Below are 25590 nucleotides of genomic sequence, written 5' to 3'. Positions count from 1 at the left end.
ATCGGGCGGCTCGTTCCGCAGTACAGAAAGCAGGAAGCCATCAACGCCCGCCTCGACCACCGTTCCCCGCTCGTGTTCGATACACGCGAGCTGGGTCGTCGTCCCGGCACGCTCAAGCGGCTCTCCCGCACTGCCGAGGCCCCCCGGGATCTCGGCAATGAGGTCATCGGAGTGCCCGAGGGCGCGCCGATCGAACTCGACCTCCGCCTGGAATCGGTCATGGACGGGGTGCTTGTCACAGGCACCGCCCGTGCAACCGTGAAGGGGGAGTGCGTAAGGTGTCTGGAGCCGCTGGAGCGAGAGCTCGACGCGGACTTCCAGGAGATGTTCTCCTACCCCGACGCCGACGCCCGGACCCGCCCCGCGGAATCCGGCGACGACGCCGAGGACGAGGAGGACACCCTCTTCCTCGAGGACGACATGTTCGACCTCGAACCCGTGCTGCGGGACGCGGTGGTGCTCGCACTGCCGCTGCAGCCGGTGTGCCAGGACGACTGCCCCGGCCTGTGCTCCGAGTGCGGAGTGCGGCTCGCGGACGACCCGGACCACCATCACGACGCCGTCGACATTCGTTGGGCGGCACTGCAGGGACTCGCCGGGACCAACCAGGACGGCGAGAAGGACAACATGAGCGGCGACGCGCCTCGATCAGCGCACGTCGACGAGAAGCAGGAGAAGTAGCCGTGGCTGTTCCGAAGCGGAAGATGTCGCGCAGCAACACGCGCCACCGCCGGTCGCAGTGGAAGGCTGCGGTCCCCACCCTGGTGGCGTGCGAGCGCTGCCACGAGCCGAAGCAGCAGCACATCGCGTGCCCGAGCTGCGGCACCTACAACAAGCGCCAGGTCCTCGAGGTCTGAGCGGCTGGTGACAGGCTCCATGTCAGACGCCAATTCGTCCCCTCGCCAGCGCGGGGAGGAACCGACACCGGCGGACACAGCCTCGTCCCACACGCTTCTGGAAGGGCGGCTCGGGTACAAGCTCGAGTCCGCCCTTCTGGTGCGTGCACTGACGCACCGTTCGTACGCGTACGAGAACGGCGGTCTGCCCACCAACGAGCGGCTCGAATTCCTCGGGGATTCGGTGCTCGGCCTGGTGGTCACGGACACGCTGTACCGCATCCACCCCGATCTGCCGGAAGGCCAGCTGGCCAAACTGCGGGCCGCGGTGGTCAACTCTCGTGCGCTTGCCGAGGTGGGCCGCGGCCTCGACCTCGGCGCCTTCATCCGCCTCGGCAAGGGCGAAGAGGGCACGGGCGGCCGGGACAAGGCTTCCATCCTCGCCGACACCCTTGAAGCGGTGATCGGCGCGGTCTATCTCGACCAGGGCCTCGAAGCGGCCGGCGAGCTGGTACACCGGCTCTTCGACCCGCTCATCGAGAAGTCCTCCAGTCTGGGCGCGGGCCTCGACTGGAAGACCAGCCTCCAGGAACTCACCGCGACCGAGGGTCTCGGCGTCCCGGAGTACCTGGTCAGTGAGACCGGCCCCGACCACGAGAAGACCTTTACTGCTGCTGCCCGCGTCGGTGGTGTCTCGTACGGCACCGGCACCGGCCGCAGCAAGAAGGAAGCCGAGCAGCAGGCGGCGGAGTCCGCGTGGCGTGCGATTCGCGCCGCGGCGGACGAAGCGGCCAAGGCCAAGGAGGCTTCCGGCGACGGTACGCCGCCGTCGGCCGAGGACCTTGCTCCGGCTTCCGACGACACCCCGTCGTCGGCACACTGAATTCCCCCTTCTGACCCTGTCCGGACGGCCCCGCCGCCTCGGACAGGGTCAGAAGCCTTTCCCGAGGAGCCGTCTTGCCCGAGCTGCCCGAGGTCGAGGTCGTACGCCGCGGACTCCAGCGCTGGGTCAGCGGCCGCACGATCGACACCGTCGAGGTCCTGCACCCCCGTGCGATCCGCCGGCACACCGCGGGCGCGACCGACTTCGCGGCACGCCTGAAAGGCCTGCGCCTCGGGGAGGCGCGCCGCCGCGGCAAATACCTCTGGCTTCCGGTGACCGGCGGCGGCCCGGCCGCACAGACCGCGGCCGAGGGCATCACCCCGATGATCACGCCGTCCGTCACCCACGGCCTGGCGATCCTCGCCCACCTCGGGATGAGCGGCCAGCTGCTGGTCCAGCCCGAGGACGCCCCGGACGAGAAGCATCTGCGGATCCGGATCCGCTTCACCCCGGAGACGTCCCCCGCCGGCACGGAGGCAGCCGACACCGAGCTCCGCTTCGTCGACCAGCGGACCTTCGGCGGACTCTCGCTGCACGACACCGTGCCCGGCAACCCCGACCACCTTCCGGACGTGATCGCGCACATCGCCCGGGACCCGCTCGATCCCGCCTTCGACGACGCCGCCTTCCACGACGCGCTGCGCCGCCGCCGGACCACCGTCAAACGCGCGCTGCTGGACCAGTCCCTGATCAGCGGCGTCGGCAACATCTATGCGGACGAGGCGCTGTGGCGCTCCCGGCTGCACTACGAGCGGCCGACCGCCACCTTCACCCGGCCCCGCACGGCGGAGCTGCTCGGTCATGTGCGGGACGTGATGAACGCCGCGCTCGCCGTCGGCGGGACCAGCTTCGACAGCCTCTACGTCAACGTCAACGGAGAGTCCGGCTACTTCGAACGCTCCTTGGACGCCTACGGCCGCGAGGACGAGCCCTGCCGCCGCTGCGGCACCGGGATCCGCCGCCGCCCCTGGATGAACCGCTCCAGCTACTTCTGCCCTCGCTGCCAGCGCCCGCCGCGTCCGACCCGTATCGGCTGAGCGGGCACGACAGGACCGGCCGGGCAAAGGCCCTGCCGGTCCCGACGCCTCAGAAGCCGAAGTCCTGTGTCCACCACGGGCCGCCGGGGCCGACGTGGACGCCGACACCGAGGGTCTTGTAGTCGCAGTTGAGGATGTTGGCGCGGTGGCCCGGACTGTCCATCCAGGAGTCCATCACGGCCTGCGCGTCGGCCTGACCACGGGCGATGTTCTCGCCGCCGAGATCGCTTATGCCCATCTGCCGGGCGCGGTCCCAGGGGGTGTCGCCGTCCGGATCGGTGTGGTCGAAGAAGCCGCGCGCGGCCATGTCGTCGCTGAAGCGCTGGGCCAGCGTGCCCAGTTCCTTGTCCGCGGTCACCGGGGAGCAGCCCGCCTGGGCGCGCTCCTCGTTGACCAGCGACAGCACCTGGGCCTCGGCGGACGAGGTCCCGTCCGAGGTCTTCGACGGCGTCGCCGAGAGCTTCGGCGCCGCGGAGGTGCTCCGGTCGGTGTTCCGCGCCGGCTGCTGCGAGCGGGTCTTGCCGCTCGGCGACGAGGCCGTCCGGCTGGGGGAGGGGGAGGTCGAAGGGGCCGCGGCGGACGACGGCCGGTCGGTCTCCGGAGCCTTCGGGCGAGCGCCGCTGCGGCTGGCCGCGTCGCTGCCGCGGTCCGTGGGCGTCGCGGTGCGGCCCTGCTGGTCGGTGTCCTGCAGCGCGCGGGCACGTATCCGCTCGCCGTCGGCGTCCGAGCCCACCTCGAACTGGCCGCTGCCGGGGATCAGTCCGGAGGCGACCGCGACAGCTCCCATCGCCATGGCGGCGGAGGCACCGAGCAGACCGGTGCGCACGGGCGCCCTCCGGCCTGCCCGCACCGCACGCCGACCGCGATGCCGGGCCGAGGCCGGAGCGACGGACGCGGCTGTCGGGGTGTCAACAGGCGGTGTGCGCAGGGCTTCGGGCGTGGGGGGAGCAGAGCGTCGATGGCGGCCCATCCGCTGTCTTCCTTCCGTCCTCAGCACAACATGGTTCACCCGAACGGGTGAGTTTCGTTGTCGGGGGACTGTACGCCATGACGCAAGGGGCCAATGCGGCCACTGAGCAATTGGCCGGTTAACGTGCACACATGAACGAAGATGTCCGTCTGACCGCCTGGGTGCGCGGTCAAGTCCAAGGCGTCGGGTTCCGCTGGTTCACCCGCGCGAACGCGCTGCGCATCGGTGACCTCGTCGGATTCGCGCTCAATCTCGGCGACGGCCGTGTCCAGGTGGTCGCCGAGGGGCCCAGGGACCGATGCGATCAGTTGCTGGAATGGCTGCGGACCGGAGACACGCCCGGCAGGGTCGACGGAGTCACTGAGATATGGGACACGCCGCGGGGCGGTTACGACACCTTCGCGATTCGCTGAGCGTGCCCCGGAAGCGGCACCGCGGGGCCCGCGGCAGAGATCACGAGGCCGGCCTTTGTCAGCAGCTCACAGGAGATAACGCCTGGTGGTTGCCAACTCGGCCGACCCGTGCAAGGCTGCCGCTGTACGGATGATCTCCACGCCCCGCGGGACCTTTCTGGAGAGTCGGCGCAGCGCCTTCACGGCCGCGCACTCTCAGGTGCCCGACGATACGGGGTGTGATCGTGTTGACCCTCAAACCTTTTGGTGAGACTCTGGAATCCCCGCGCACCTTAGCTGTTTGGCATTGAGTGCACCAGTAATGACAAGCACCGCGGGTGCGAATCCCTCACGACCCACACCGCTTCGGTCGGTCACTCATTGTGGAGGACCATCCATCATGGCAAAGGCGCTTCTCGGTTACGTCGGCGGTTCCGACCCCCGAGTCCACTCCGAGATGCGACGGCTTCAGCAGCGCGTCCAGGACCTGGAATCCGAGCTCATTCGGATGCAGGCCCAGAACGACAGGCTGGCAGCTGCCGCACGGCACGACGACTCGATGCTCGACATCGACGTACCCCAGGCGGAGCCCGCGCTCACCTGACCTCAACCCAAGGGCCGGTCGGGCTGCTCGACAGCCGCTTGACGCACCGCTCTGTTCAAGATCTGCAAGGGACGCTTCGGCGTCCCTTCGTCATTCCCCCGCCATCTGTTTTCCCAGCGGCCGCACCAGCCGCGCGGCGTCTCTCTTACCGCATGATGTGCCCTGCGCCTTGACCGGTGAAACCGAAAGTGAACGCCGTCCGTATACCCGGGGCCCGTACCGGGCCGGCCGGTGGCGCAGGGCCGCGGCACCAGGGACGGAATGTTGGGGCCGTTCCCGGACAGGTGGCCGGTAGAGTCCAAAGGCGTGCACCTCAAGAGTCTGACCCTGCGAGGCTTCAAGTCCTTCGCCTCCGCCACGACGCTCCGGTTCGAGCCCGGCATCACCTGCGTCGTGGGGCCCAATGGCTCCGGCAAGTCCAATGTCGTGGATGCGCTGTCCTGGGTGATGGGCGAGCAGGGGGCCAAGTCGCTGCGCGGCGGCAAGATGGAGGACGTCATCTTCGCCGGCACGACCGGCCGGCTGCCGCTGGGCCGGGCCGAGGTCTCGCTCACCATCGACAACTCCGACGGTGCGCTGCCCATCGAGTACGCCGAAGTCACCATCACCCGGATCATGTTCCGCAACGGCGGCAGCGAGTACCAGATCAACGGCGACACCTGCCGGTTGCTGGACATCCAGGAACTGCTGTCGGACTCCGGCATCGGCCGCGAGATGCACGTCATCGTCGGTCAGGGGCAGCTCGACTCCGTACTGCACGCCGACCCCATGGGCCGCCGGGCCTTCATCGAGGAGGCGGCGGGCGTCCTCAAGCACCGTCGGCGCAAGGAGAAGGCGCTTCGCAAGCTGGACTCGATGCAGGCCAACCTCGCTCGCGTACAGGACCTCACCGACGAGCTGCGGCGCCAGCTCAAGCCGCTGGGGCGGCAGGCCGCCGTCGCGCGGCGGGCGGCCGTCATCCAGGCCGACCTGCGTGACGCCCGGCTGCGGCTGCTCGCCGACGACCTCGTCACCATGCGCACCGCCCTGCGCGCCGAAATCGCCGACGAGGCGGCGCTGAAGGAGCGCAAGGACGCCGCGGAGGCCCGGCTGCGCGCGGCCCAGCAGCGAGAGGCGGTGCTGGAGGAAGAGGTCCGCTCGCTGACGCCGCGGGTGCAGCGCGCACAGCAGACCTGGTACGAACTCTCCCAGCTCGCCGAGCGGGTGCGCGGCACGATCTCCCTGGCCGAGGCGCGCGTCAAGAGCGCCGCTGCGGCCCCGCCGGACGAGCGGCGCGGGCGCGACCCCGAGGACATGGAGCGCGAGGCCGCCCGCATCCGGGAACAGGAGGCCGAGCTGGAGGCCGCCCTGGAAGCGGCGAGCCGGGCGCTGGAGGACACCGTCGAGCACCGCGCCGGGCTGGAGCGGCAGTTGGCGGAGGAGGAAAGGCGGCTGCGGGACCTGGCCCGCGCGATCGCCGACCGCCGCGAGGGCCTGGCACGGTTGAGCGGCCAGGTCACCGCCGCGCGTGGCCGGGCGGCCTCGGCCCAGGCGGAGATCGGCCGGCTCGCCGAGGCCAGCGACGGCGCGCGGGAGCGGGCGGCCGCAGCACAGGAGGCGTACGAGCAGCTCAAGGCCGAGGTCGACGGCCTGGACGCGGACGACGAGGCGATCGCGGCCCGCCATGACGCGGCCCGGCAGGAGCTGGTGGAGGCGGAGAGCACGCTGACCGCCGCTCGGGAGGCGCTGACCGGGGCGGAGCGCAAGCGCGCCGCGACAGCAGCCCGGCACGACGCGCTGGCCCTCGGGCTGCGTCGGAAGGACGGGTCGGGTGCGCTCCTGGCCGCTGCGGACCGGCTGACCGGGGTGCTCGGTCCCGCGGCGGAACTGCTGCAGGTCACTCCCGGTTTCGAGATCCCGGTGGCGGCGGCGCTCGGCGCGGCGGCGGACGCGATCGCCGTGACCGACGCCGCCACCGCCGCCGAGGCCATCCGGCTGCTGCGCAAGCAGGACGCGGGGCGGGCGGCGATGGTGCTGGGGGCTGTGGCGGACACCGAGCAGCTCGCGGCGCGCGCGACCGCGGGGACGGCGGACGGGCAGCCGGTGGGGTCCTCCCCGGGGGCCGGGGGCGAGGGGCAGAGAGATGAGGCGGGTGGTGCGGCAGCGTCTGTCGATGCCGTGCGCGCGGCTTCGGGAGGGGTGCCGCGGGTGCCCGGTCCGGCGCGGCCGCCGGGCGTTCCGGACCCGGACGAGGCGGGGCAGGGACAGGGCGGCGGCCTGGCTGGGCGTGCGGTCATCGGCCCGCAGGCGACGGGGGCGGATGATGCGGCCGAGGGGCCCCAAGCATCTGAGGCGCCTGGTGAGGCTGCGGCGGGTCGTGCGCCTGCCGGGCCGTCGGGCGACGTGGGCGCTGCCGGCCGTATCCCCCCGCCGGCCGCTCACCGCGTGCCGGGCCCGCGTTCCGAGCCGGTAGGTGCCGCCGAACTGGTCGGAGGACCGCGGGAGTTGACGGCCGCTGTGGGGCGGTTGCTGCGGGACGTGGTGGTGGTCGGGACGCTGGAGGATGCCGAGGACCTGGTGGCCGCGCGCCCGGAGCTGATCGCCGTGACCGGCGAGGGCGATCTTCTCGGGGCGCATTTCGCCCACGGCGGTTCGGCCGGTGCGCCGAGCCTGCTCGAGGTGCAGGCCTCCGTCGACGAGGCCGCGGCCGAGCTGGAGGAGCTGGCGGGCCGCTGTGAGGAGCTGGCAGGGGCGCAGCGGGCCGCGCAGGAACGGCGTACGGAGTGTGCCGCCCTGGTCGAGGAGCTGGGGGACCGGCGGCGCGCGGCGGACCGGGAGAAGTCCAAGATCGCCGGGGATCTTGGGCGGCTCGGCGGCCAGGCACGGGCGGCGGCGGGCGAGGCGGAGCGGTCCGGTGCGGCGGCCGCCAGGGCCGAGGAGGCGCTGCAACGGGCCACCGAGGAGGCCGAGGAGCTGGCCGAACGGCTTGCGGTGGCCGAGGAGGCGCCGGGCGTGACCGATGAGGAGCCCGACACCTCCGTACGGGACCGTCTCGCCGCCGACGGGGCCAATGCACGGCAGACGGAGATGGAGGCCAGGCTCCAGGCGCGTACGCACGAGGAGCGGGTGAAGGCGCTCGCCGGGCGGGCGGACGCGCTGGACCGGGGGGCGCGCGCGGAGCGCGAGGCGCGGGCGCGGGCCGAGCAGCGGCGTGCCCGGCTGCGGCACGAGGCCGAGGTGGCCGGGGCGGTCGCCTCCGGCGCGCGGCAGCTGTTGGCGCACGTCGAGGTGTCGGTCGTCAGGGCGGAGGAGGAGCGGGTCGCCGCGGAGCGCGCCAAGGCCGAGCGCGAACAGGCGCTGGTCGCCGAGCGCAACCAGGGCCGGGAGCTGAAGTCCGAGCTGGACAAGCTGACGGACTCGATGCACCGGGGCGAGGTGCTGGGCGCCGAGAAGCGGATGCGGATCGAGCAGCTGGAGACCAAGGCACTGGAGGAGCTGGGGGTGGAGCCGGCCGGGCTGATGGCGGAGTACGGCCCGGACCAGATGGTCGCTCCGTCGCCGCCCGCCGAGGGCGAGGTGCTGCCGGAGGATCCGGAGCACCCGCGCAACCAGCCGGTGCCGTACGTCCGGGCCGAGCAGGAGAAGCGGTTGCGGGCGGCCGAGCGGGCGTATCAGCAGCTCGGGAAGGTGAACCCGCTGGCTCTTGAGGAGTTCGCGGCCCTGGAGGAGCGGCACCAGTTCCTCAGCGAACAGCTTGAAGACTTGAAGAAGACGCGAGCGGACCTGCTGCAGGTGATCAAGGAGGTCGACGAGCGGGTGGAGCGGGTCTTCACCGAGGCGTACCAGGACACCGCGCGCGAGTTCGAGGGCGTGTTCTCCCGGCTCTTCCCGGGGGGCGAGGGACGGCTGATCCTCACCGACCCGGACAACATGCTGACGACCGGCGTGGACGTCGAGGCGCGGCCCCCGGGCAAGAAGGTCAAGCGGCTGTCGCTGTTGTCGGGTGGTGAGAGGTCGCTCACGGCCGTGGCCCTGCTGGTATCGATCTTCAAGGCGCGGCCCAGTCCGTTCTATGTGATGGACGAGGTCGAGGCCGCGCTGGACGACACCAATCTGCAGCGACTGATCCGGATCATGGAGGAGCTGCAGGAGAGCTCCCAGCTGATCGTGATCACGCACCAGAAAAGGACCATGGAGGTCGCCGACGCGCTCTACGGGGTATCGATGCAAGGTGACGGAGTGTCAAAGGTCATCAGTCAGCGGCTGCGTTGAGCCGGAAAGTGCGGGCGGCGCCCGGATCTGTTCACAACTTGAACGAAACGCCCCTCGCGGGACCGGGAAACAAATTCATTACACCCTATTGACTTCGAAACTTGAAGGCATAGTCTCGGCAACGTTGCTTTTACCTTCAAGTGGTGGGTACCCCCAACCTATGCACCACTTGTAGGGCCAGCCCCCTACGCCCGGCAGCGCAGCCGGGCCACTGGAGTACACGTTGACCAGCACCGCGCAGCCGACGGTTCCGGAAGGCCGCAAGGCCCACCCGGACCACCTCGGCCATGTCATCTTCATTACCGCGGCTGCCGCGATGGGCGGCTTCCTCTTCGGTTACGACAGCTCCGTGATCAACGGTGCCGTCGAGGCGATCCGCGGTCGTTACGACGTCGGATCCGCCGTTCTCGCCCAGGTGATCGCCATCGCGCTGATCGGCTGCGCCATCGGCGCCGCCACGGCCGGCAGGATCGCCGACCGCATCGGCCGTATCCGGGTGATGCAGATCGCCGCGGTGCTGTTCACGGTCAGCGCCGTGGGCTCCGCCCTTCCGACCGCCCTGTGGGACCTGGCCATGTGGCGGGTCCTGGGCGGCATCGCGATCGGTATGGCCTCGGTCATCGGCCCGGCCTACATCGCCGAGGTCTCGCCCTCCGCCTACCGCGGTCGTCTCGGCTCGTTCCAGCAGGCCGCGATCGTCGTCGGCATCGCCGTCTCCCAGCTCGTCAACTGGGGCATCCTCAACCTCGCCGACGGCGACCAGCGCGGCAAGCTCGCGGGCTTCGAGGCATGGCAGTGGATGCTGGGTGTGATGGTCGTGCCGGCCATCATCTACGGCCTGCTCTCCTTCGTGATTCCCGAGTCGCCCCGCTACCTGATCTCCGTCGGCAACATCACCCGGGCCAAGGAGGTGCTCTCGGAGGTCGAGGGGCACACCGTCAACCTGGACACCCGGGTCGTCGAGATCCAGGACGCGATGCGCCGTGAGCACAAGTCGACGTTCAAGGATCTGCTCGGCAGCAAGATGGGCTTCCTGCCGATCGTCTGGGTCGGTATCGGTCTGTCGGTCTTCCAGCAGCTCGTCGGCATCAACGTCGCCTTCTACTACTCCTCGACGCTGTGGCAGTCCGTCGGCATCGACCCGAGCAGCTCGTTCTTCTACAGCTTCACGACGTCGATCATCAACATCATCGGCACCGTCATCGCGATGTTCTTCGTCGACAAGATCGGCCGCCGTCCGCTGGCGCTGATCGGCTCGGTCGGCATGGCGCTCGCCCTGGGCCTCGAAGCCTGGGCATTCGCCGCCAAGACCGCGGCCGGCACCCTGCCGACCACCGAGGGAACGGTCGCGCTGGTCGCCGCGCACGCCTTCGTGCTCTTCTTCGCGCTCTCCTGGGGCGTCGTGGTCTGGGTCTTCCTGGGCGAGATGTTCCCGAACCGGATCCGGGCCGCCGCGCTGGGCGTCGCCGCCTGCGCGCAGTGGATCGCGAACTGGGCCATCACGGCCAGCTTCCCGAGCCTGTCCGACTGGAACCTGTCGGGCACCTACGTGATCTACATGGTCTTCGCTCTGCTCTCGATCCCCTTCGTACTGCGGTACGTCAAGGAGACCAAGGGCAAGGCGTTGGAGGAGATGGGCTAACCCCCCCCCGCCAGTCCTTCTCCTCAGTTCTGGGTACTGCCCCGGCTCCTCAGCGAGCCGGGGCAGTAGCTTTTCCGGAGCTTTCCGGCCGAGGAACTCCGCGTCGTCCCGGGGAGCTTTCGTGGGTCTGCCTCCCGAGGCGCGGGCCGGAGGCCGGCGCCGACTCAGTCCTTGATGCGGGGCAGGACGCGCTCGGCGAAGAGATGCAGCGATCGCCAGCCCTCGTCGACGGGCATCCCGCCGCACAGCGGATGCAGGATCAACGAGCCCTGGGTGCCCGCCTCTTGAGCGAGCTGAACGCACTCGTCCGGGGTGACGATGCGGTAGACGCCCTCCTCGCGCAGGGCCTGGACATCGTCGGCCGCGGAGCGTACGGCGGAGTGGATGTCGGCGGACTGCCAGGACGCGTACGTCCGGGCCTCGTGCAGCAGATGGCAGCCGTACTCCGCCCAGGTGCGGTCCGGATCCTCCGAAAGATGCAGCAAGGACGTGCGCGCAGGCGGCAGCAGCACCCAGCCGTCGGTACCGAACTCCGCGCGCTTGGCGTGGTAGTACGCCTCCAGTTCCGGGAGGTGTGCGCTGGGGAAGAGGGGAAGGCCGAGGCGGGCGGCGCGACGGGCCGCGGCGCGCGAGCTGCCGCCGATCAACAGGACCGGGTGCGGCTGTGTGTACGGCTGCGGGGTCACGCGGACCGTACGGCCCTGATAGGTGAACGGTTCGCCGGTCCAGGCGGACAACAGGGTCTCCAGCACCTCGTCCTGGAGCGCGCCGCGCCGGCGCCAGTCCTTGCCGTGCGCGGCGTACTCCTCGGGGCGGTAACCGAGGCCGGCGACGGTCACCAGGCGGCCGTGTCCGAGGAGGTCGAGGCAGGCGAGGTCCTCGGCCAGCCGCAGTGGGTCGTGCAGCGGGGTGATCAGTGCGGAGACGGTGACACCGATCCGGCGGGTGGCTCCGAAGACGGCGCCCGCGAAGGTGAGCGGGGAGGGCATCCAGCCGTTTCCGGTGGCGTGGTGCTCCTCGGTCTGGATCATGCTGACGCCGCGGTCGTCGGCGAAGGCGGCCATCTCGACGGCGGCCCGGTAGCGCGCGGACAGTGCGGTGGGGGTGGGGGCGGGGTCGACGAGGTTGAAGCGCAGGACCGTGACGGGCATGGCTGAACGTCCCCTTCGCCAGGGAGGTGGGCGAAGGGGACGCTAGCTGACGTTGCGTCAGATCACTAGGTCGGCGGCGGAAGGAGTCGCCGGGCAGAACGCCGGGGTCAGCGCGCCCCGACCGGCTGCCGGGGCGCCGTGGGCTCCCCGGACGCGGCGGGGGTGACGTTCTCCTTGGCGGTGGGCAGGGCCGCGAAGACCGCCGCGGCGATCACGATCGTGGCCGCCCAGCCCAGGCCGTTCTCGCCGATCCAGGTGGTGGACAGCGGGCCGGTGAACCACTGGACCTTGGTGAAGCAGATGCCCGCGGCGAGCGCGACCGCCCAGGCCGTCATGGCCTGCCAGCAGTAGCCGCCGGCGTACCAGTAGCGGCTGGTGCGGCCGGTGTCCATCAGGGAGGCGGCGTCGTAGCGGACCGCCATCCTGCGCCGGCGGGCCATGTCGACGGCGTAGACGCCGATCCAGGCCGAGAAGGAGACCGCGAGCAGCGTCAGGAAGGCGATGAACTGCCCGATGAAGTCCTTGGCCACCAGCATCATGAACAGGCCGCCGATGAGGCTGATGACGGCGTTGATGCTGACCGCCATGGCGCGCGGCAGCTTGACGCCCATCGTCTGGGCCGTGAAGCCCGCCGAGTACATCGAGAGGCTGTTGATCAGCACCATGCCGACCAGCGCGGTGATCAGGTACGGCACCGCGAGCCAGGTCGGCAGGATGTTGCCGAGGAAGGACATCGGGTCGGTGTTCTGACCGGCCAGCTTCGGGTTGGAGACGGCCATCACGCCGCCCATCAGCACCATCGGGAGCAGCACCAGGGCCGCGCCGGAGACCGTCGCGCCGACGATCTTCTTGCCGGAGGCGGAGTGCGGGAGGTAGCGCGCGAAGTCCGGTCCGGTGGGGACCCAGCTGATGCCGCCGGCCGCGATCGTGCCGATACCGGCGATCACCATGGCGGTGGTGCCGGCCTTCTTGGCGAAGACCGCCTCCCAGTCCATCGTGGCGACCAGGTAGACCAGCACCATGATGCTGAACAGGCCGAAGAGGTACGTCGAGTACTTGTTGCAGACGTTCAGCGCCTTGCGGCCCATGCCGCTCACCAGGAACGTGACCGCCACGAAGGCGAGCAGGGTGATGACGACGAGGACGTTGTTGCTCTCGACGCCGAACAGCAGGCGCATCACGGTCAGCACCGCGTACGCGCCGGTGACCGCGTTGATCGTCTCCCAGCCGAAGCGGGCGACCCACAGGATCGCGCCGGGGAAGTAGTTGCCCCGGACGCCGAAGGCGGCCCGGGAGAGCATCGCGCCGGGCGCTCCGCCCCACTTGCCGGAGACCGAGAGGACTCCCACCATGCCGAAGGCGACGGCCGCGGCGACCACGGCCACCAGCAGGACCTGCCAGAAGTTCAGTGCGTTGTTGACCACGAGCGAGGCGCCCATGGTGAGCAACAGCACACTGATGTTGGCGGCGACCCAGGTGGGGAAGAGCTCGCGGACGCGGCCTTGACGCTCGTTGTCGGGTACGGGCTCGATGCCTCGTGTCTCGACGGCGCCTTCGGTTTCGTGAGCGGACATGGTGCCCATGGTGCAGGTCTCTCCGTGCGCGGGGGATCTGGGAGGCACCCCCCGGGGGGAGGAGGTGCAGGCAGCGGCTGTGGTGCCTGGCCGGTTGGTTGCCAGGACTCTACGCGCGTTGCGTGGCCGTGGACCATCGTACTTTGATCCAACTTCTGCTCGTACATCCCTTTGGATCCCACCACGACGACGGGCCGGAACCATTCTCGTCGAAGAATCCAGACGCACTCCGCTGATCAGGCACGGGAGTCCGCGGTCCGCCGGTCCGCGACCCGCCGGTCCGTCCGCTCCAGCAGGTCCACCGGGTCGACGACCGGCGGACGGGTGCCGGTCTCCTCGGTGGTGCGTTGACGGCTCGCTTGAGCTGCTCCCCGCAGCCCTCCGGCCGTGCCCGCAGGGTCCGCTTCCGGCCGACCGCGGCCAACGCGTTGCCCGTCGCCACCACCAACCGCAGTACGCCGCTGCGACGAGGGCGCCGTCGGCGGCGACGGCGGGAACCCGGACAGCGCACATCCAGGTTCGGCGCGTGCAGTCCCCCGAAGCGGCATGTGACTGATACTGGAGGGGTTATGGAAATCGTCATCCTTGCTGTAGTCATCGCCGTGGTCGTGCTCGGCGCGATCAGCGGGCTCGTCGTCAGCGGCCGCAAGAAGAAGCAGCTGCCGCCGTCCCCGCCGGCCACCCCTGCCACGCCCTCCGTTACCGCGCCTCCCGCAGAGCCGCAGGTCGGTGAGGAGGCCGAGACCCCAAGCGACGAAGAGCGTCGCACCATCGAAGAGGTCGGACTGCCGGCCGCCGAGGCACCGGTCGCGGCCCCCGAGGCCCCGGCCGCCCCGGAGATCGAGGTCCCCGAGCCGACCGCGGGCCGACTGGTGCGCCTGCGCGCCCGGCTCTCCCGCTCGCAGAACACCCTGGGCAAGGGCCTGCTGACCCTGCTCTCCCGCGAACACCTCGACGAGGACACCTGGGAGGAGATCGAGGACACCCTGCTGACCGCCGACGTCGGCGTCGCGCCCACCCAGGAACTGGTCGAACGGCTCCGTGAGCGGGTCAAGGTCCTCGGCACCCGTACGCCCGAGGAGCTGCGCGCGCTGCTGCGCGAGGAGCTCCTCACCCTCATCGGCACCGATGCCGACCGCTCGGTGCACACCGACAACGCCATCGGCAACGGCGGCGAGGAGATCCCGGGCGTCGTCATGGTCGTCGGCGTCAACGGCACCGGCAAGACCACGACCACCGGCAAGCTCGCCCGGGTCCTGATCGCCGACGGCAAGTCCGTGGTCCTCGGCGCGGCCGACACCTTCCGCGCCGCCGCCGCCGACCAGCTCCAGACGTGGGGCGAGCGGGTCGGAGCCCGTACGGTCCGCGGCCCGGAGGCCGGCGACCCGGCGTCGGTCGCCTATGACGCCGTGAAGGAGGGCATCGCCGAGGTCGCCGATGTCGTCCTCATCGACACCGCGGGACGGCTGCACACCAAGACCGGCCTGATGGACGAACTCGGCAAGGTCAAGCGCGTCGTCGAGAAGCACGGCCCGGTCGGCGAGGTGCTGCTCGTCCTGGACGCCACCACCGGCCAGAACGGCCTGGTCCAGGCGCGGGTCTTCGCCGAGGTCGTGGACATCACCGGTGTGGTGCTCACCAAGCTCGACGGCACCGCCAAGGGCGGCATCATCGTCGCCGTGCAGCGGGAGCTGGGCGTGCCGGTCAAGCTGGTGGGCCTGGGCGAGGGCGCGGACGATCTCGCGCCGTTCGAGCCCGAGGCGTTCGTCGACGCCCTGCTCGACTGACGCCGCGCCGGCCGCCCACCCGCGGCCCCCGCGCCCGTCCTCGGCCCCCGGCCCCGCTCCCAGCGGGCACCGGGGGCCGCCGCACATCTCGGCCCGGGCAGGTCACCGGCCGTCGGCAGCGCCGCCCGGACAGGCTGAGGGCCTCTCGGCGCAATGAGGTGCCGGGATCAGGCGCCGGAGCGGTTGCACACGTAGGCGAGGGTGCCCAGCAGCAGCCGGGCCTGGGGTGGGCAACCCGCGGTGTCCAGGCACGGCGGGCGCAGCCAGCGCATCGGACCGTGGCCGCCGAGGTCGGAAGGGGGCGCGGTGATGTGGTCGCCGGCTCCCAACGGCTGCAGGTCGAGGTCGGCGTCGTCCCAGCCCATCCGGTAGAGCAGGTCGGGCAGCTCGGCCGCGGCCCCCGGAGCGACGAAGAACAGCGCGCGGCCCGTCGGGGTGACCGCGACCGGGCCCAGCGGCAGCCCCATCCGCTCCAGGCGCGCCACGGCGACACGGCCCGCGGCCTCCGGCACGTCGAGGATGTCGAACGACCGGCCCACCGGGAGCAGCACCGCGGCACCCGGGGTCTCCGCCCAGGCCGCGGCGGCCTCCTCCAGCGTCGCCCCGGCCGCCAGCTCCCGGCCGAAGTCCAGCGGGTGGGCACCGGGGGAGGGGCAGGCGGCGGCCCCGCACGAGCAGTCCGTACGTCCGCCGCCGGCGCGCGCCGCGCGGGCTCCCGGGACGACGGCCCAGCCCCACAGCCCGGTGTATTCCGCCACGGCCGTGCTCTCGGACGAGCGGGCGCGGCGCCGCGAGCCGGATCGAATCTCCCGGATGCCGGCGATCGTGAAGCCCATGCCCCCTCCAACGGGTGGTGCGTGTCTGTGGTTACGAGGCGGCGAGCCGGCGGTGGAGTCGTGACGCTCCGTCGACGGTCCGCGGTGCCGTTGGTGCGATGGGGTGCGCGGGGTGGTGCGGCGCGGGGTGCGCACCCTCCCGCACTCCGCTCCAACCGGCCCTGTTCAACCCGTGTCAAGTCAATCGCGAGAGCCCGTCGGGGAGTTCATTCGAAGGGGTGGCGAATGGTGGCGTTTCCCCGATCGCCCTCGCGAGGGGCGTGATCGTAGGATTACTTTCGGTGCACGAACCCCGGAGAGGCATCGTTCGCACGGGTATGCCGGTGGCAATCCACCGATCCCGCACCGGCCGGAGGTGTGGCCGGAAACCGTGCTCGGGTAGATGTACCCCGGACAGGCGTCGCAACAGGCGGCATGCTGTGGGTGGTTCGCGACGAGGCGACTATCGAAGTGGGGGCGTTCCAGTGGGCGACGGCGGCACCGCCGGATCCGGCGGTACAGGCGGCACCGACACCGTCAAACGTCCCAACGCGCAGTTGGGCTCGTGGTTCGTGCGCAGCGGTTGGTCCAAGGGAGAGCTGGCACGACAGGTCAACCGCCGGGCGCGTCAGATGGGCGCCCACCACATCAGCACCGACACCTCCCGGGTGCGCCGCTGGCTGGACGGCGAACAGCCCCGCGAGCCCATTCCACGGATCCTGTCCGAACTCTTCTCGGAGCGCTTCGGCTGTGTGGTCGGCGTCGAGGAGCTGGGGCTGCGCTCGGCGCACCAGTCCCCGTCCGTCTCCGGGGTGGACCTGCCCTGGGCCGGACCGCAAACGGTCAGCCTCATCAGCGAGTTCTCGCGCAGCGACCTGATGCTGGCGCGCCGCGGCTTCCTGGGCACCTCGCTGGCGCTGGCCGCGGGCCCCACCCTCATCGAGCCGATGCAGCGCTGGCTGGTGCCGGTGCCCGCGGGGCAGGGCGGCGCGGCGCCGCAGCCGGACCGTCCCAGGCGCCCCGCCCGGCTGTCGCAGCCGGAGCTCGACCTGCTGGAGTCGACGACCGCGATGTTCCGCCAGTGGGACGCGCAGTGCGGAGGCGGCCTGCGCCGCAAGGCGGTGGTCGGCCAGCTGCACGAGGTCACCGACCTCCTCCAGGAGCCGCAGCCCGAGCCGGTCTCCAGGCGGCTGTTCAAGGTCGCCGCCGAACTCGCCGAGCTGGCCGGTTGGATGAGCTACGACATCGGGCTCCAGCCGACCGCGCAGAAGTACTTCGTGCTGGCCCTGCACGCCTCCAAGGAGGCCGGCGACCGTCCCCTGGGCTCGTACATCCTCTCCAGCATGAGCCGCCAGATGATCCACCTCGGCCGGCCGGACGACGCCCTGGAGCTGATCCATCTCGCGCAGTACGGCAGCCGGGATACGGCCACCGCGCGCACCCAGGCGATGTTGTATGCGATGGAGGCGCGCGCCTACGCCGGCATGGGCCAGCCCAGCAAGGTCAAGCGTGCGGTCCGGATGGCCGAGGACACCTTCTCCGACGCCATGCCCGGCGAGCCCGAGCCGGACTGGATCCGCTTCTTCTCCGAGGCCGAACTGAACGCCGAGAACGCCCACTCCTACCGGGACCTCGCGTATGTCGCCGGCCGCAGCCCCACCTACGCCTCGCTGGCCGAGCCCGTCATGGAGCGCGCCGTCGAACTGTTCGGCAAGGACGCCGAGCACCAGCGTTCATATGCACTGAACCTGATCGGGATGGCCACCGTCCGACTGCTGCAGAAGGAGCCGGAGGCCTGCGCCGCGATGGCACAGCAGGCGATCCCCTTCGCCCGGCAGGTCCGCTCCGAGCGGGTCAACACCCGGTTGCGCAAGACGGTGGACACCGCGGCCCGGGAGTTCGAAGGCGTCGCCGAGGTGATCCAGCTGACCGAGGAGCTCTCCCGCCAACTGCCCGAGACCGCGGCGGAGGCCGTCTGAGAGCAGCCCCCAGACCCCGGCCACGGCCAACCACCCCGTACAGCCCGACTCGGCTCCCCCATGCCAGGTCACGCGGGTGGCAGCCGTGGCCGGGCCCTTTTCCGGCGTCGTCGACGACCGGTTTCGACGCCTTGAACGGATGGCGGGCGCAATGATCTCGCCGTTCATCGGGGCGTAACACAGGGGCCGTCTTCGTCACTGCGGTGAAACACCGACAAGGTTTGGCCGAAACCACGCTGCGACAACCTCATGGCGAAAGTCGGCCCACCAAAGTTTCGCCCGCACGGGCCGCATCGACGACGAGGAGACGCCGATGCCCCCAGGCATCCTGACGCTCGCAGCAGACAAGGTCACACTGAGCCCGGCCAACACCGGGTTCATGCTGATCTGCTCCGCACTGGTGATGATCATGACCCCGGCCCTCGCCTTCTTCTACGGCGGCATGGTCCGGGTCAAGAGCGTGCTCAACATGCTGATGATGAGCTTCATCAGTTTGGGCATCGTGACGATTCTTTGGGTCCTCTACGGCTTCGGACTGGCCTTCGGTACCGACAGCGGCGGCTTCATCGGCTGGAGCGGCGACTACGCCGGCCTCAGCGGGATCGGCCTGACCGAGCTGTGGGGTGCCACCACCATCCCGGTCTATGTCTTCGCGGTCTTCCAGCTGATGTTCGCGATCATCACGCCCGCACTGATCAGCGGTGCGCTCGCCGACCGGGTGAAGTTCACCGCCTGGGCCCTGTTCATCGCCCTGTGGGTCACCATCGTCTACTTCCCCGTCGCCCACTGGGTGTGGGCCGAGGGCGGCTGGCTCTTCGACCTGGGCGTCATCGACTTCGCGGGCGGCACGGCCGTGCACATCAACGCCGGTGCCGCGGCCCTCGGCGTGATCCTCGTCGTCGGCAAGCGCATCGGCTTCAAGAAGGACCCGATGCGGCCGCACAGCCTTCCCCTGGTGATGCTCGGCGCCGGCCTGCTGTGGTTCGGCTGGTTCGGCTTCAACGCCGGCTCCTGGCTCGGCAACGACGACGGCATCGGCGCGGTCGCCTTCGTCAACACGCAGGTCGCCACCGCCGCCGCGATGCTCGGCTGGCTCGCGTACGAAAAGCTGCGCCACGGCTCCTTCACCACTCTGGGCGCCGCCTCCGGCGCGGTCGCCGGACTCGTCGCGATCACCCCGGCCTGTGGCGCCGTCAGCCCCCTCGGTGCCATCGCGGTCGGCGTCATCGCCGGTGTGCTGTGCGCCATGGCCGTCGGCCTGAAGTACAAGCTCGGCTACGACGACTCGCTCGACGTCATCGGCGTCCACCTCGTGGGCGGCGTCGCCGGCTCCCTGCTGGTCGGCCTGTTCGCCACCGGCGGTGTGCAGAGCGACGCCAAGGGCCTCTTCTACGGCGGCGGTTTCGAACAACTCGGCAAGCAGACGATCGGTGTGGTCTGCGTGCTGCTGTACTCCCTCGTCGTCTCGTTCGTCCTTGCCAAGGTCATCGACCTGGTGATGGGCTTCCGGGTCAGCGAGGACGAGGAGATGGCCGGCGTCGACCAGGCCGCGCACGCCGAAACGGCGTACGACTTCACCGGCGCTGGCGGTGGCACGGTGGCCCGGAAGGGCCCGGCACTCGGCGAGGCCCTGACAAAGAAGGTGGACGCGTGAAGCTCATCACGGCAGTAATCAAGCCGCACCGGCTCGACGAGGTGAAGGACGCCCTGCAGGCATTCGGCGTGCACGGCCTGACCGTCACCGAAGCCAGCGGATACGGGCGCCAGCGCGGGCACACGGAGGTGTACCGCGGCGCTGAGTACACCGTCGACCTGGTGCCCAAGGTGCGCGTCGAGGTGCTCGTCGACGACGCGGACGCCGAAGAGGTCGTCGAGGTCGTGGTCAACGCGGCCCGCACCGGCAAGATCGGCGACGGCAAGGTGTGGAGCGTCCCCGTCGACGAGGCGGTCCGGGTACGGACCGGCGAGCGCGGCCCCGACGCGCTCTGACCCACCTGCACGACCCACGGACCCCGGCACACCCGGGGACGTGGCCGGCACGACACCGGGATACCGGTACGCGGCCCGGGCTCCGGCCTCCGCGCGGCACCCGCCGCCGGAGCCGGAGCCGCGTCACTCCCGGGGGAACCGCCCGGTGCGCGGGCGGAGCGGCCCGCGCGGCGAATGGCCGCAGGCTCCGCCCCGGCCCAGACTGAAGAACGGGGCCCGGTGGCAGCGGGGGACAACACGACCAAGGAGCACCCGAGTTGACCGACAGCGTCGAGGACACGGCAGGAGCGGACGCCGCGCCGGACCCGCACACCGCCCCGGAGACCGACCCCGCCACCGGCACCGACGGCGGCTACCCCGCTGCCCGGCGCAGGCTCCTCCAGGACGACGCATCCACCGGACCCGACCGCCGCGCCGCGCTCGCCCGGCTCACCGACGACTGGCTCACCGAGCTCTTCGACGGCGCCGCCCACACCTCCGGCGTACAGGGCGCCGCCCTCGTCGCCGTCGGCGGCTACGGCCGTGGCGAACTCTCCCCCCGCAGCGACCTCGATCTCCTGCTGCTGCACGACGGCCGCGCCGACACCTCGGCCGTCGCCGCCCTCGCAGACCTCCTCTGGTACCCCGTCTGGGACCTCGGCCTCGACCTCGACCACTCCGTACGGACCCCCGCCGAGGCGCGCAAGGCCGCCCGCGACGACCTCAAGGTGCAACTCGGCCTGCTCGACGCCCGCCACCTGGCCGGCGACCCCGACCTCACCGCCGGACTGCGCACGGCCGCCTACGCCGACTGGCGCGCGAGCGCCCCCAAGCGACTGCCCGAACTCCACGAGCTGTGCCAGGAACGCGCCGACCGGCAGGGCGAACTGCAATACCTCCTCGAACCCGACATCAAGGAGGCCCGCGGCGGACTCCGCGACGCCACCGCCCTGCGGGCCGTCGCCGCCTCCTGGCTCGCCGACGCCCCACGCGGCGGCCTGGAAGCCGCCCGCACCCGGCTCCTCGACACCCGCGACGCCCTCCACCTGGTGACCGGCCGCGCCACCGACCGGCTCTCCCTCCAGGAACAGGACCAGGTCGCCGAGTCCCTCGGCCTCCTCGACGCCGACACCCTGCTGCGCCAGGTCTACGAATCCGCCCGCACCCTCTCCTACGCCGGCGACGTCACCTGGCGCGAGGTCGGCCGGGTCCTGCGCGCCCGGTCCGTCAAACCCCTCCTCCGCAGCCTCCTGCCGGGCCGCACCCCGGGCAAGGGCGAACGCTCCCCCCTCGCCGAAGGCGTCGTCGAGCACGAGGGCGAAGCCGTGCTGGCCCGCACCGCCCGCCCCGAACGCGACCCCGTCCTGACCCTGCGCGCCGCGGCCGCCGCCGCACAGGCCGGCCTGCCCCTGTCGATGCACGCGGTACGCCGGCTGGCGGCCGCCGCCCGGCCCCTGCCCGTGCCGTGGCCCGCCGAAGCCCGCGAACAGCTGGTAACCCTCCTGGGCGCCGGCGCCCACACCGTGCCCGTTTGGGAGTCCCTCGAAGCCGAGGGCCTCATCACCCGACTGCTCCCCGACTGGGAACGCGTCCGCTGCCGCCCCCAGCGCAACGCCGTGCACACCTGGACCGTCGACCGCCACCTCGTCGAGACCGCCGTACGAGCCGCCGCCCTCACCCGCCGCGTACACCGCCCCGACCTGCTCCTCGTCGCCGCACTGCTGCACGACATCGGCAAGGGCTGGCCCGGCGACCACTCCGTGGCCGGCGAGACCATCGCCCGCGACGTGGCCACCCGGCTCGGCTTCGACACCCGCGACGTCACCGTGATCGCCACGCTCGTCCGCCACCACCTGCTGCTCATCGAGACCGCCACCCGCCGCGACCTGGACGACCCCGCCACCGTCGGGGCCGTCGCCGACGCCGTCGGCAACGCCGGCACCCTCGAACTGCTGCACGCCCTGACCGAGGCCGACGCACTCGCCACCGGCCCCGCGGCCTGGAGCACCTGGCGCGACGGCCTCGTCGCCGACCTCGTCAAACGCGTCGCCGCGCAACTCGCGGGCGAAGAGGTACCGGACAACCGCGGCACCGACGAGCCGACCGCCGAGGAAGAGCGGCTGGCCATAGAGGCAGGCCGCACCGGCGGCCCCGTCCTGGCCCTGCACGCCCGCAGCGAAGCCCCGGCCGACACCGATAACACCGAACCACCCGAGGACGGCCAGGAGCCGGTCGGCGTCGAACTCCTCATCGCCGTCCCCGACCAACCCGGCGTCCTGCCCGCCGCGGCCGGCGTACTGGCCCTGCACCGCCTCACCGTCCGCGCCGCCGACCTCCGCGTCCTCGACCCCATCGGCCAGGGCCCGGTCCTCCTCCTCAGCTGGCGGGTCGCCGCCGAATACGGCTCCCTGCCCCAGGCCGTACTGCTGCGCGCCGACCTGATCCGCGCCCTGGACGGCTCCCTCGACATCCCCGCCCGCCTCGCGGAACGCGAACGCGCCTACGCCCGGCGCTCCCGCGCCGTCCTCGCCCCGCCACCCCGCGTCACCGTCGCCCCCGGCAGCTCCCGCACCGCCACCGTCATCGAGGTCCGCGCCCAGGACGCCCACGGCCTGCTGCACCGCATCGGCCGTGCCCTGGAGGAGGCCGGAGTCACCGTCCGCAGCGCCCACGCCAGCACCCTCGGCGCCAACGCCGTCGACGCGTTCTACGTCACCGACACCAAGGGCGACCCCCTGCCCCCGGACCGCGCCACAGCCGTCGCCCGCGCCGTACAGACCGCCCTGGAGTGACCCGGGCCACCCCTGCGGCGTCCGCCCACCGCCCCCACTACCGGCAGGCAGGGGTGGCCCGCTTGCCGGGCCGGATACCCTAGGAGGCGATTGCCTCCGCCCCCGACCCCGAGGATCGACGACCGCCGTGTTCGATACGCTTTCCGACCGCTTGGCGAGTACCTTCAAAAACCTCCGGGGCAAGGGCCGCCTCTCCGAGGCGGACATCGACGCCACGGCGCGCGAGATCCGTATCGCCCTGCTCGAGGCCGACGTCGCGCTGCCCGTCGTCCGCGCCTTCATCAAGCAGGTCAAGGAGCGCGCGAACGGCGCCGAGGTCTCCCAGGCTCTGAACCCCGCCCAGCAGGTCATCAAAATCGTCAACGAGGAGCTCGTCGGCATCCTCGGCGGCGAGACCCGCCGGCTGCGCCTCGCCAAGACCCCGCCGACCGTCATCATGCTGGCCGGCCTCCAGGGCGCCGGTAAGACCACCCTCGCCGGCAAGCTCGGACGCTGGCTCAAGGGCCAGGGCCACGCGCCGCTGCTCGTCGCCTGTGACCTCCAGCGCCCCAACGCCGTCAACCAGCTCTCCGTCGTCGCCGAGCGCGCCGGCGTCGCGATCTACGCGCCCGAACCGGGCAACGGCGTCGGCGACCCCGTCAAGGTCGCCCAGGACTCCATCGAGTTCGCCCGCGGCAAGCAGCACGACGTCGTCATCGTCGACACCGCCGGCCGCCTGGGCATCGACCAGGAGCTGATGCAGCAGGCCGCGGACATCCGCGACGCGGTCAGCCCCGACGAGGTCCTCTTCGTCGTCGACGCGATGATCGGCCAGGACGCCGTCAACACCGCCGAGGCGTTCCGCGACGGCGTCGGCTTCGACGGCGTGGTGCTCTCCAAGCTCGACGGCGACGCCCGCGGTGGCGCCGCGCTCTCCATCGCGCACGTCACCGGCAAGCAGATCATGTTCGCCTCCAACGGCGAGAAGCTGGACGACTTCGACGCGTTCCACCCGGACCGCATGGCGTCCCGCATCCTCGGCATGGGCGACATGCTCTCGCTCATCGAGAAGGCCGAGCAGACCTTCAGCCAGGCCGAGGCCGAGAAGATGGCGGCCAAGCTCCAAAAGGGCCCCAAGGAGTTCACCCTCGACGACTTCCTGGCCCAGATGGAGCAGGTCCGCAAGATGGGCTCCATCTCCAAGCTGCTCGGCATGCTGCCCGGCATGGGGCAGATGAAGGACCAGATCAACAACCTCGACGAGCGCGAGGTCGACCGCACGGCCGCCATCATCAAGTCGATGACCCCCGCCGAGCGCCACGAACCGACGATCATCAACGGCTCCCGCCGCGCCCGTATCGCCAAGGGCTCCGGCGTCGACGTCAGCGCCGTCAAGAACCTCGTCGAGCGCTTCTTCGACGCCCGCAAGATGATGTCGAAGATGGCCCAGGGCGGCGGCATGCCGGGCATGCCAGGGATGCCCGGCATGGGTGGCGGCGGCGCCAAGAAGAAGAAGCAGGTCAAGCAGGCCAAGGGCAAGCGCAAGAGCGGTAACCCGATGAAGCGCAAGGCCGACGAGGAGGCCGCGGCGGCCCGCCGCGAGGCCGCCCAGTCCGGCAACCCGCTGGGCCTGCCCCAGGGCGGACAGGACCAGAAGGACTTCGAACTCCCCGAGGAATTCAAGAAGTTCATGGGCTGACCCGGCCCCTGTCATCCGCGAGCCCCCGGCCACCTCCAGGTGACCGGGGGCTCGCGCATGCACGGCAGCCGGCCGACGGCGCCCTCCGCCGGCCCTCCGGCCGCTACTGCGTCCGCGCGATCAGATACCGGAACACATTCGGCATCCAGACCGTCCGGTCCGCCCGCTGATACGGATGCAACGCCTCCGCCAGCTCCTTCTCCACCAGCCGCTGCTCGGTGACCTCCAGCGCCGCGTCGAACAGCCCCGTCGACAGCAACCCACGCACCGCACTCGCCAGATCCGCATACCCGAACGGGCAGGCCACCCGGCCCGAACCGTCCGGCCGCAGCCCCGCACGCTCCGCCAGGTCCTCCAGATCGTCCCGGCGACTGGGCCGCCAACCGCCCGCCGCCCGCAACGGCTCGGCCAGCCGCTGCGCAACCCGCAGCACCCCGGCCGTCGCACACCGCTCCTCCGGCCCCCAGCCGCCCAGCACGATCGCGCTGCCGCGCTCCGCCAGCCCGGCAGCCGCCGTCAGCGAATCCGTGAGCCCCTGCACGGTGCTGACACAGCCCACCGGATGGAACGCCGTCACCACATTGAACGGCGCCTCGTCCACCGCCGCGTCCTCCAGCCCGCCGCTGACCAGCCGGGTGACCTCCGGCATACCGTCCGGCGTGAGCCGCTCGCGGGCCAGCTCCAGCCGGCACTCATCCGAATCGACACCGCTGACCTGAGCCCCCCGCCCCGCGGCGAGCAGCAGCGCCAGGCCGGAACCGCACCCCAGCCCCAGCAGCCGGGTGCCGGAACCGACCCCCAAACGGTCGTAAGCGGCTTCGTACAGCGGCACCAGCATGCGTTCTTGGATCTCGGCCCAGTCACGGGCGCGCGCCTTGGTGCCGGTCGGTGCGGGAAGCTCATCGGATCCCATGGGACCGGAGTTCGGAAGGTCGTGCCGTACGAGCGTGGGTGACATCGAATGCGCCCCTATTCGCCGAGAACCCGAAGCTGTTCAGTGCAGATCGCCCCCGTTTTCGCGCGTTGTGCGCCCCCGAGTTCCAGACAACTGCGCATCCGTCCGGGCGTCCAGGGGTTGCGCCGGTGTTGTCTCCCGCGCGCCCCCGTATGCGCCGGGCCCGCTCCCTGGAGCGCCGTTCCAGGGTGCCCCGGCCCGCCGGGTTTCGCCACGGCAGGACCGCCACCTGCGCCTCCCGCCGCCGAACCCCACGCCGAGTACCCCTACGGTGGG

General features: G+C 71.3%; 19 protein-coding genes. 14 read left to right on the top strand and 5 right to left on the bottom strand.

The window, feature by feature from the left end; genetic code table 11:
- Nucleotides 1-39: 39 nt before the first annotated feature.
- From ACGFZW_RS26260 to mutM, 4 genes are all read left to right on the top strand, one after another.
- Entirely contained in the window at nucleotides 40-681 is a 642-nt protein-coding gene (locus ACGFZW_RS26260; RefSeq protein WP_393895837.1) for a YceD family protein, read from the top strand.
- Between the two features lie 2 nt (nucleotides 682-683).
- On the top strand, nucleotides 684-857 hold the full coding sequence (rpmF, locus tag ACGFZW_RS26255; protein WP_003951102.1) for a 50S ribosomal protein L32: 174 nt from the start codon (nucleotides 684-686) through the stop codon (nucleotides 855-857).
- Nucleotides 858-876: 19 nt separating this feature from the next.
- A complete protein-coding gene (gene rnc / locus ACGFZW_RS26250) occupies nucleotides 877-1719 on the top strand; it encodes a ribonuclease III (protein WP_393895678.1) in 843 nt (280 codons plus the stop codon).
- A gap of 74 nt (nucleotides 1720-1793) precedes the next feature.
- A complete protein-coding gene (gene mutM / locus ACGFZW_RS26245) occupies nucleotides 1794-2756 on the top strand; it encodes a bifunctional DNA-formamidopyrimidine glycosylase/DNA-(apurinic or apyrimidinic site) lyase (protein ID WP_393895677.1) in 963 nt (320 codons plus the stop codon).
- A 49-nt stretch (nucleotides 2757-2805) separates the two neighbouring features.
- Here mutM and ACGFZW_RS26240 read toward each other — a convergent pair whose 3' ends face one another.
- Nucleotides 2806-3726, bottom strand: coding sequence for a CAP domain-containing protein (locus tag ACGFZW_RS26240; RefSeq protein ID WP_393895676.1), 921 nt, complete (start codon nucleotides 3724-3726; stop codon nucleotides 2806-2808).
- Between the two features lie 131 nt (nucleotides 3727-3857).
- Between ACGFZW_RS26240 and ACGFZW_RS26235 the strand changes: the two genes are divergently transcribed.
- From ACGFZW_RS26235 to ACGFZW_RS26220, 4 genes are all read left to right on the top strand, one after another.
- Entirely contained in the window at nucleotides 3858-4139 is a 282-nt protein-coding gene (locus ACGFZW_RS26235; protein ID WP_393895675.1) for an acylphosphatase, read from the top strand.
- Between the two features lie 379 nt (nucleotides 4140-4518).
- A complete protein-coding gene (locus ACGFZW_RS26230; protein ID WP_393895674.1) occupies nucleotides 4519-4722 on the top strand; it encodes a hypothetical protein in 204 nt (67 codons plus the stop codon).
- Nucleotides 4723-5028: 306 nt separating this feature from the next.
- Nucleotides 5029-8973, top strand: coding sequence for an AAA family ATPase (locus tag ACGFZW_RS26225; protein ID WP_393895673.1), 3945 nt, complete (start codon nucleotides 5029-5031; stop codon nucleotides 8971-8973).
- 223 nt (nucleotides 8974-9196) lie between these two features.
- Complete coding sequence (locus ACGFZW_RS26220; RefSeq protein WP_393895672.1) at nucleotides 9197-10615, top strand: sugar porter family MFS transporter; 1419 nt, start codon at nucleotides 9197-9199, stop codon at nucleotides 10613-10615.
- Between the two features lie 164 nt (nucleotides 10616-10779).
- Here the strand turns inward: ACGFZW_RS26220 and ACGFZW_RS26215 are convergent, their stop codons facing one another.
- On the bottom strand, nucleotides 10780-11766 hold the full coding sequence (locus ACGFZW_RS26215; protein ID WP_393895671.1) for an LLM class flavin-dependent oxidoreductase: 987 nt from the start codon (nucleotides 11764-11766) through the stop codon (nucleotides 10780-10782).
- Nucleotides 11767-11873: 107 nt separating this feature from the next.
- Nucleotides 11874-13349, bottom strand: a complete 1476-nt coding sequence (locus ACGFZW_RS26210) for a purine-cytosine permease family protein (protein WP_393895670.1) — start codon at nucleotides 13347-13349, stop codon at nucleotides 11874-11876.
- A 560-nt stretch (nucleotides 13350-13909) separates the two neighbouring features.
- On the opposite strand from ACGFZW_RS26210, the gene ftsY reads away from it, so the two are divergent.
- A complete protein-coding gene (gene ftsY / locus ACGFZW_RS26205; protein ID WP_393895669.1) occupies nucleotides 13910-15127 on the top strand; it encodes a signal recognition particle-docking protein FtsY in 1218 nt (405 codons plus the stop codon).
- A 167-nt stretch (nucleotides 15128-15294) separates the two neighbouring features.
- Here the strand turns inward: ftsY and ACGFZW_RS26200 are convergent, their stop codons facing one another.
- Entirely contained in the window at nucleotides 15295-15963 is a 669-nt protein-coding gene (locus ACGFZW_RS26200) for a bifunctional DNA primase/polymerase (protein WP_393895668.1), read from the bottom strand.
- Between the two features lie 464 nt (nucleotides 15964-16427).
- Here ACGFZW_RS26200 and ACGFZW_RS26195 point away from each other — a divergent pair, with 464 nt between their 5' ends.
- The 5 genes from ACGFZW_RS26195 (at nucleotide 16428) to ffh (ending at nucleotide 24359) form a co-directional block, all read left to right on the top strand.
- Nucleotides 16428-17921 carry a hypothetical protein gene (locus ACGFZW_RS26195; RefSeq protein ID WP_393895667.1) on the top strand — a complete coding sequence of 498 codons (1494 nt, stop codon included), beginning with the start codon at nucleotides 16428-16430 and terminating at the stop codon, nucleotides 17919-17921.
- Nucleotides 17922-18234: 313 nt separating this feature from the next.
- Nucleotides 18235-19575, top strand: coding sequence for an ammonium transporter (locus ACGFZW_RS26190; protein ID WP_393895666.1), 1341 nt, complete (start codon nucleotides 18235-18237; stop codon nucleotides 19573-19575).
- The gene (locus tag ACGFZW_RS26185; protein ID WP_393895665.1) at nucleotides 19572-19910 is read left to right on the top strand and encodes a P-II family nitrogen regulator; all 339 of its coding nucleotides are present in this window, start codon (nucleotides 19572-19574) and stop codon (nucleotides 19908-19910) included. The genes ACGFZW_RS26190 and ACGFZW_RS26185 overlap by 4 nt, the downstream gene beginning before the upstream one ends.
- Nucleotides 19911-20167: 257 nt before the next feature.
- Nucleotides 20168-22681 (top strand): [protein-PII] uridylyltransferase, encoded by a 2514-nt coding sequence (locus ACGFZW_RS26180; protein WP_393895664.1) that lies wholly within the window; start codon nucleotides 20168-20170, stop codon nucleotides 22679-22681.
- A gap of 127 nt (nucleotides 22682-22808) precedes the next feature.
- Entirely contained in the window at nucleotides 22809-24359 is a 1551-nt protein-coding gene (ffh, locus tag ACGFZW_RS26175; protein WP_393895663.1) for a signal recognition particle protein, read from the top strand.
- Between the two features lie 103 nt (nucleotides 24360-24462).
- Here ffh and ACGFZW_RS26170 read toward each other — a convergent pair whose 3' ends face one another.
- Nucleotides 24463-25317, bottom strand: a complete 855-nt coding sequence (locus ACGFZW_RS26170; RefSeq protein WP_393895662.1) for a methyltransferase domain-containing protein — start codon at nucleotides 25315-25317, stop codon at nucleotides 24463-24465.
- Nucleotides 25318-25590: the final 273 nt, after the last annotated feature.

Origin of the sequence: Streptomyces sp. NPDC048248 (assembly GCF_043201875.1) — a bacterium.
Classification (GTDB): domain Bacteria; phylum Actinomycetota; class Actinomycetes; order Streptomycetales; family Streptomycetaceae; genus Streptomyces.
Note: the sequence above shows the minus strand (reverse complement) of the source record. Positions and strands in the feature narration are given on the sequence as shown.

Bases quoted from the DNA above. Each gene is read 5' to 3' on its own strand.
- ACGFZW_RS26235 (WP_393895675.1), top strand. From the start codon at position 3,858: ATGAACGAAGATGTCCGTCTGACCGCCTGGGTGCGCGGTCAAGTCCAA.
- ftsY (WP_393895669.1), top strand. From the start codon at position 13,910: ATGGAAATCGTCATCCTTGCTGTAGTCATCGCCGTGGTCGTGCTCGGC.
- rnc (WP_393895678.1), top strand. From the start codon at position 877: ATGTCAGACGCCAATTCGTCCCCTCGCCAGCGCGGGGAGGAACCGACA.
- ACGFZW_RS26215 (WP_393895671.1), bottom strand. From the start codon at position 11,766: ATGCCCGTCACGGTCCTGCGCTTCAACCTCGTCGACCCCGCCCCCACC.
- ACGFZW_RS26170 (WP_393895662.1), bottom strand. From the start codon at position 25,317: ATGTCACCCACGCTCGTACGGCACGACCTTCCGAACTCCGGTCCCATG.
- ACGFZW_RS26190 (WP_393895666.1), top strand. From the start codon at position 18,235: ATGCCCCCAGGCATCCTGACGCTCGCAGCAGACAAGGTCACACTGAGC.
- ACGFZW_RS26200 (WP_393895668.1), bottom strand. From the start codon at position 15,963: ATGGGCTTCACGATCGCCGGCATCCGGGAGATTCGATCCGGCTCGCGG.
- ACGFZW_RS26240 (WP_393895676.1), bottom strand. From the start codon at position 3,726: ATGGGCCGCCATCGACGCTCTGCTCCCCCCACGCCCGAAGCCCTGCGC.
- ACGFZW_RS26230 (WP_393895674.1), top strand. From the start codon at position 4,519: ATGGCAAAGGCGCTTCTCGGTTACGTCGGCGGTTCCGACCCCCGAGTC.
- ACGFZW_RS26210 (WP_393895670.1), bottom strand. From the start codon at position 13,349: ATGGGCACCATGTCCGCTCACGAAACCGAAGGCGCCGTCGAGACACGA.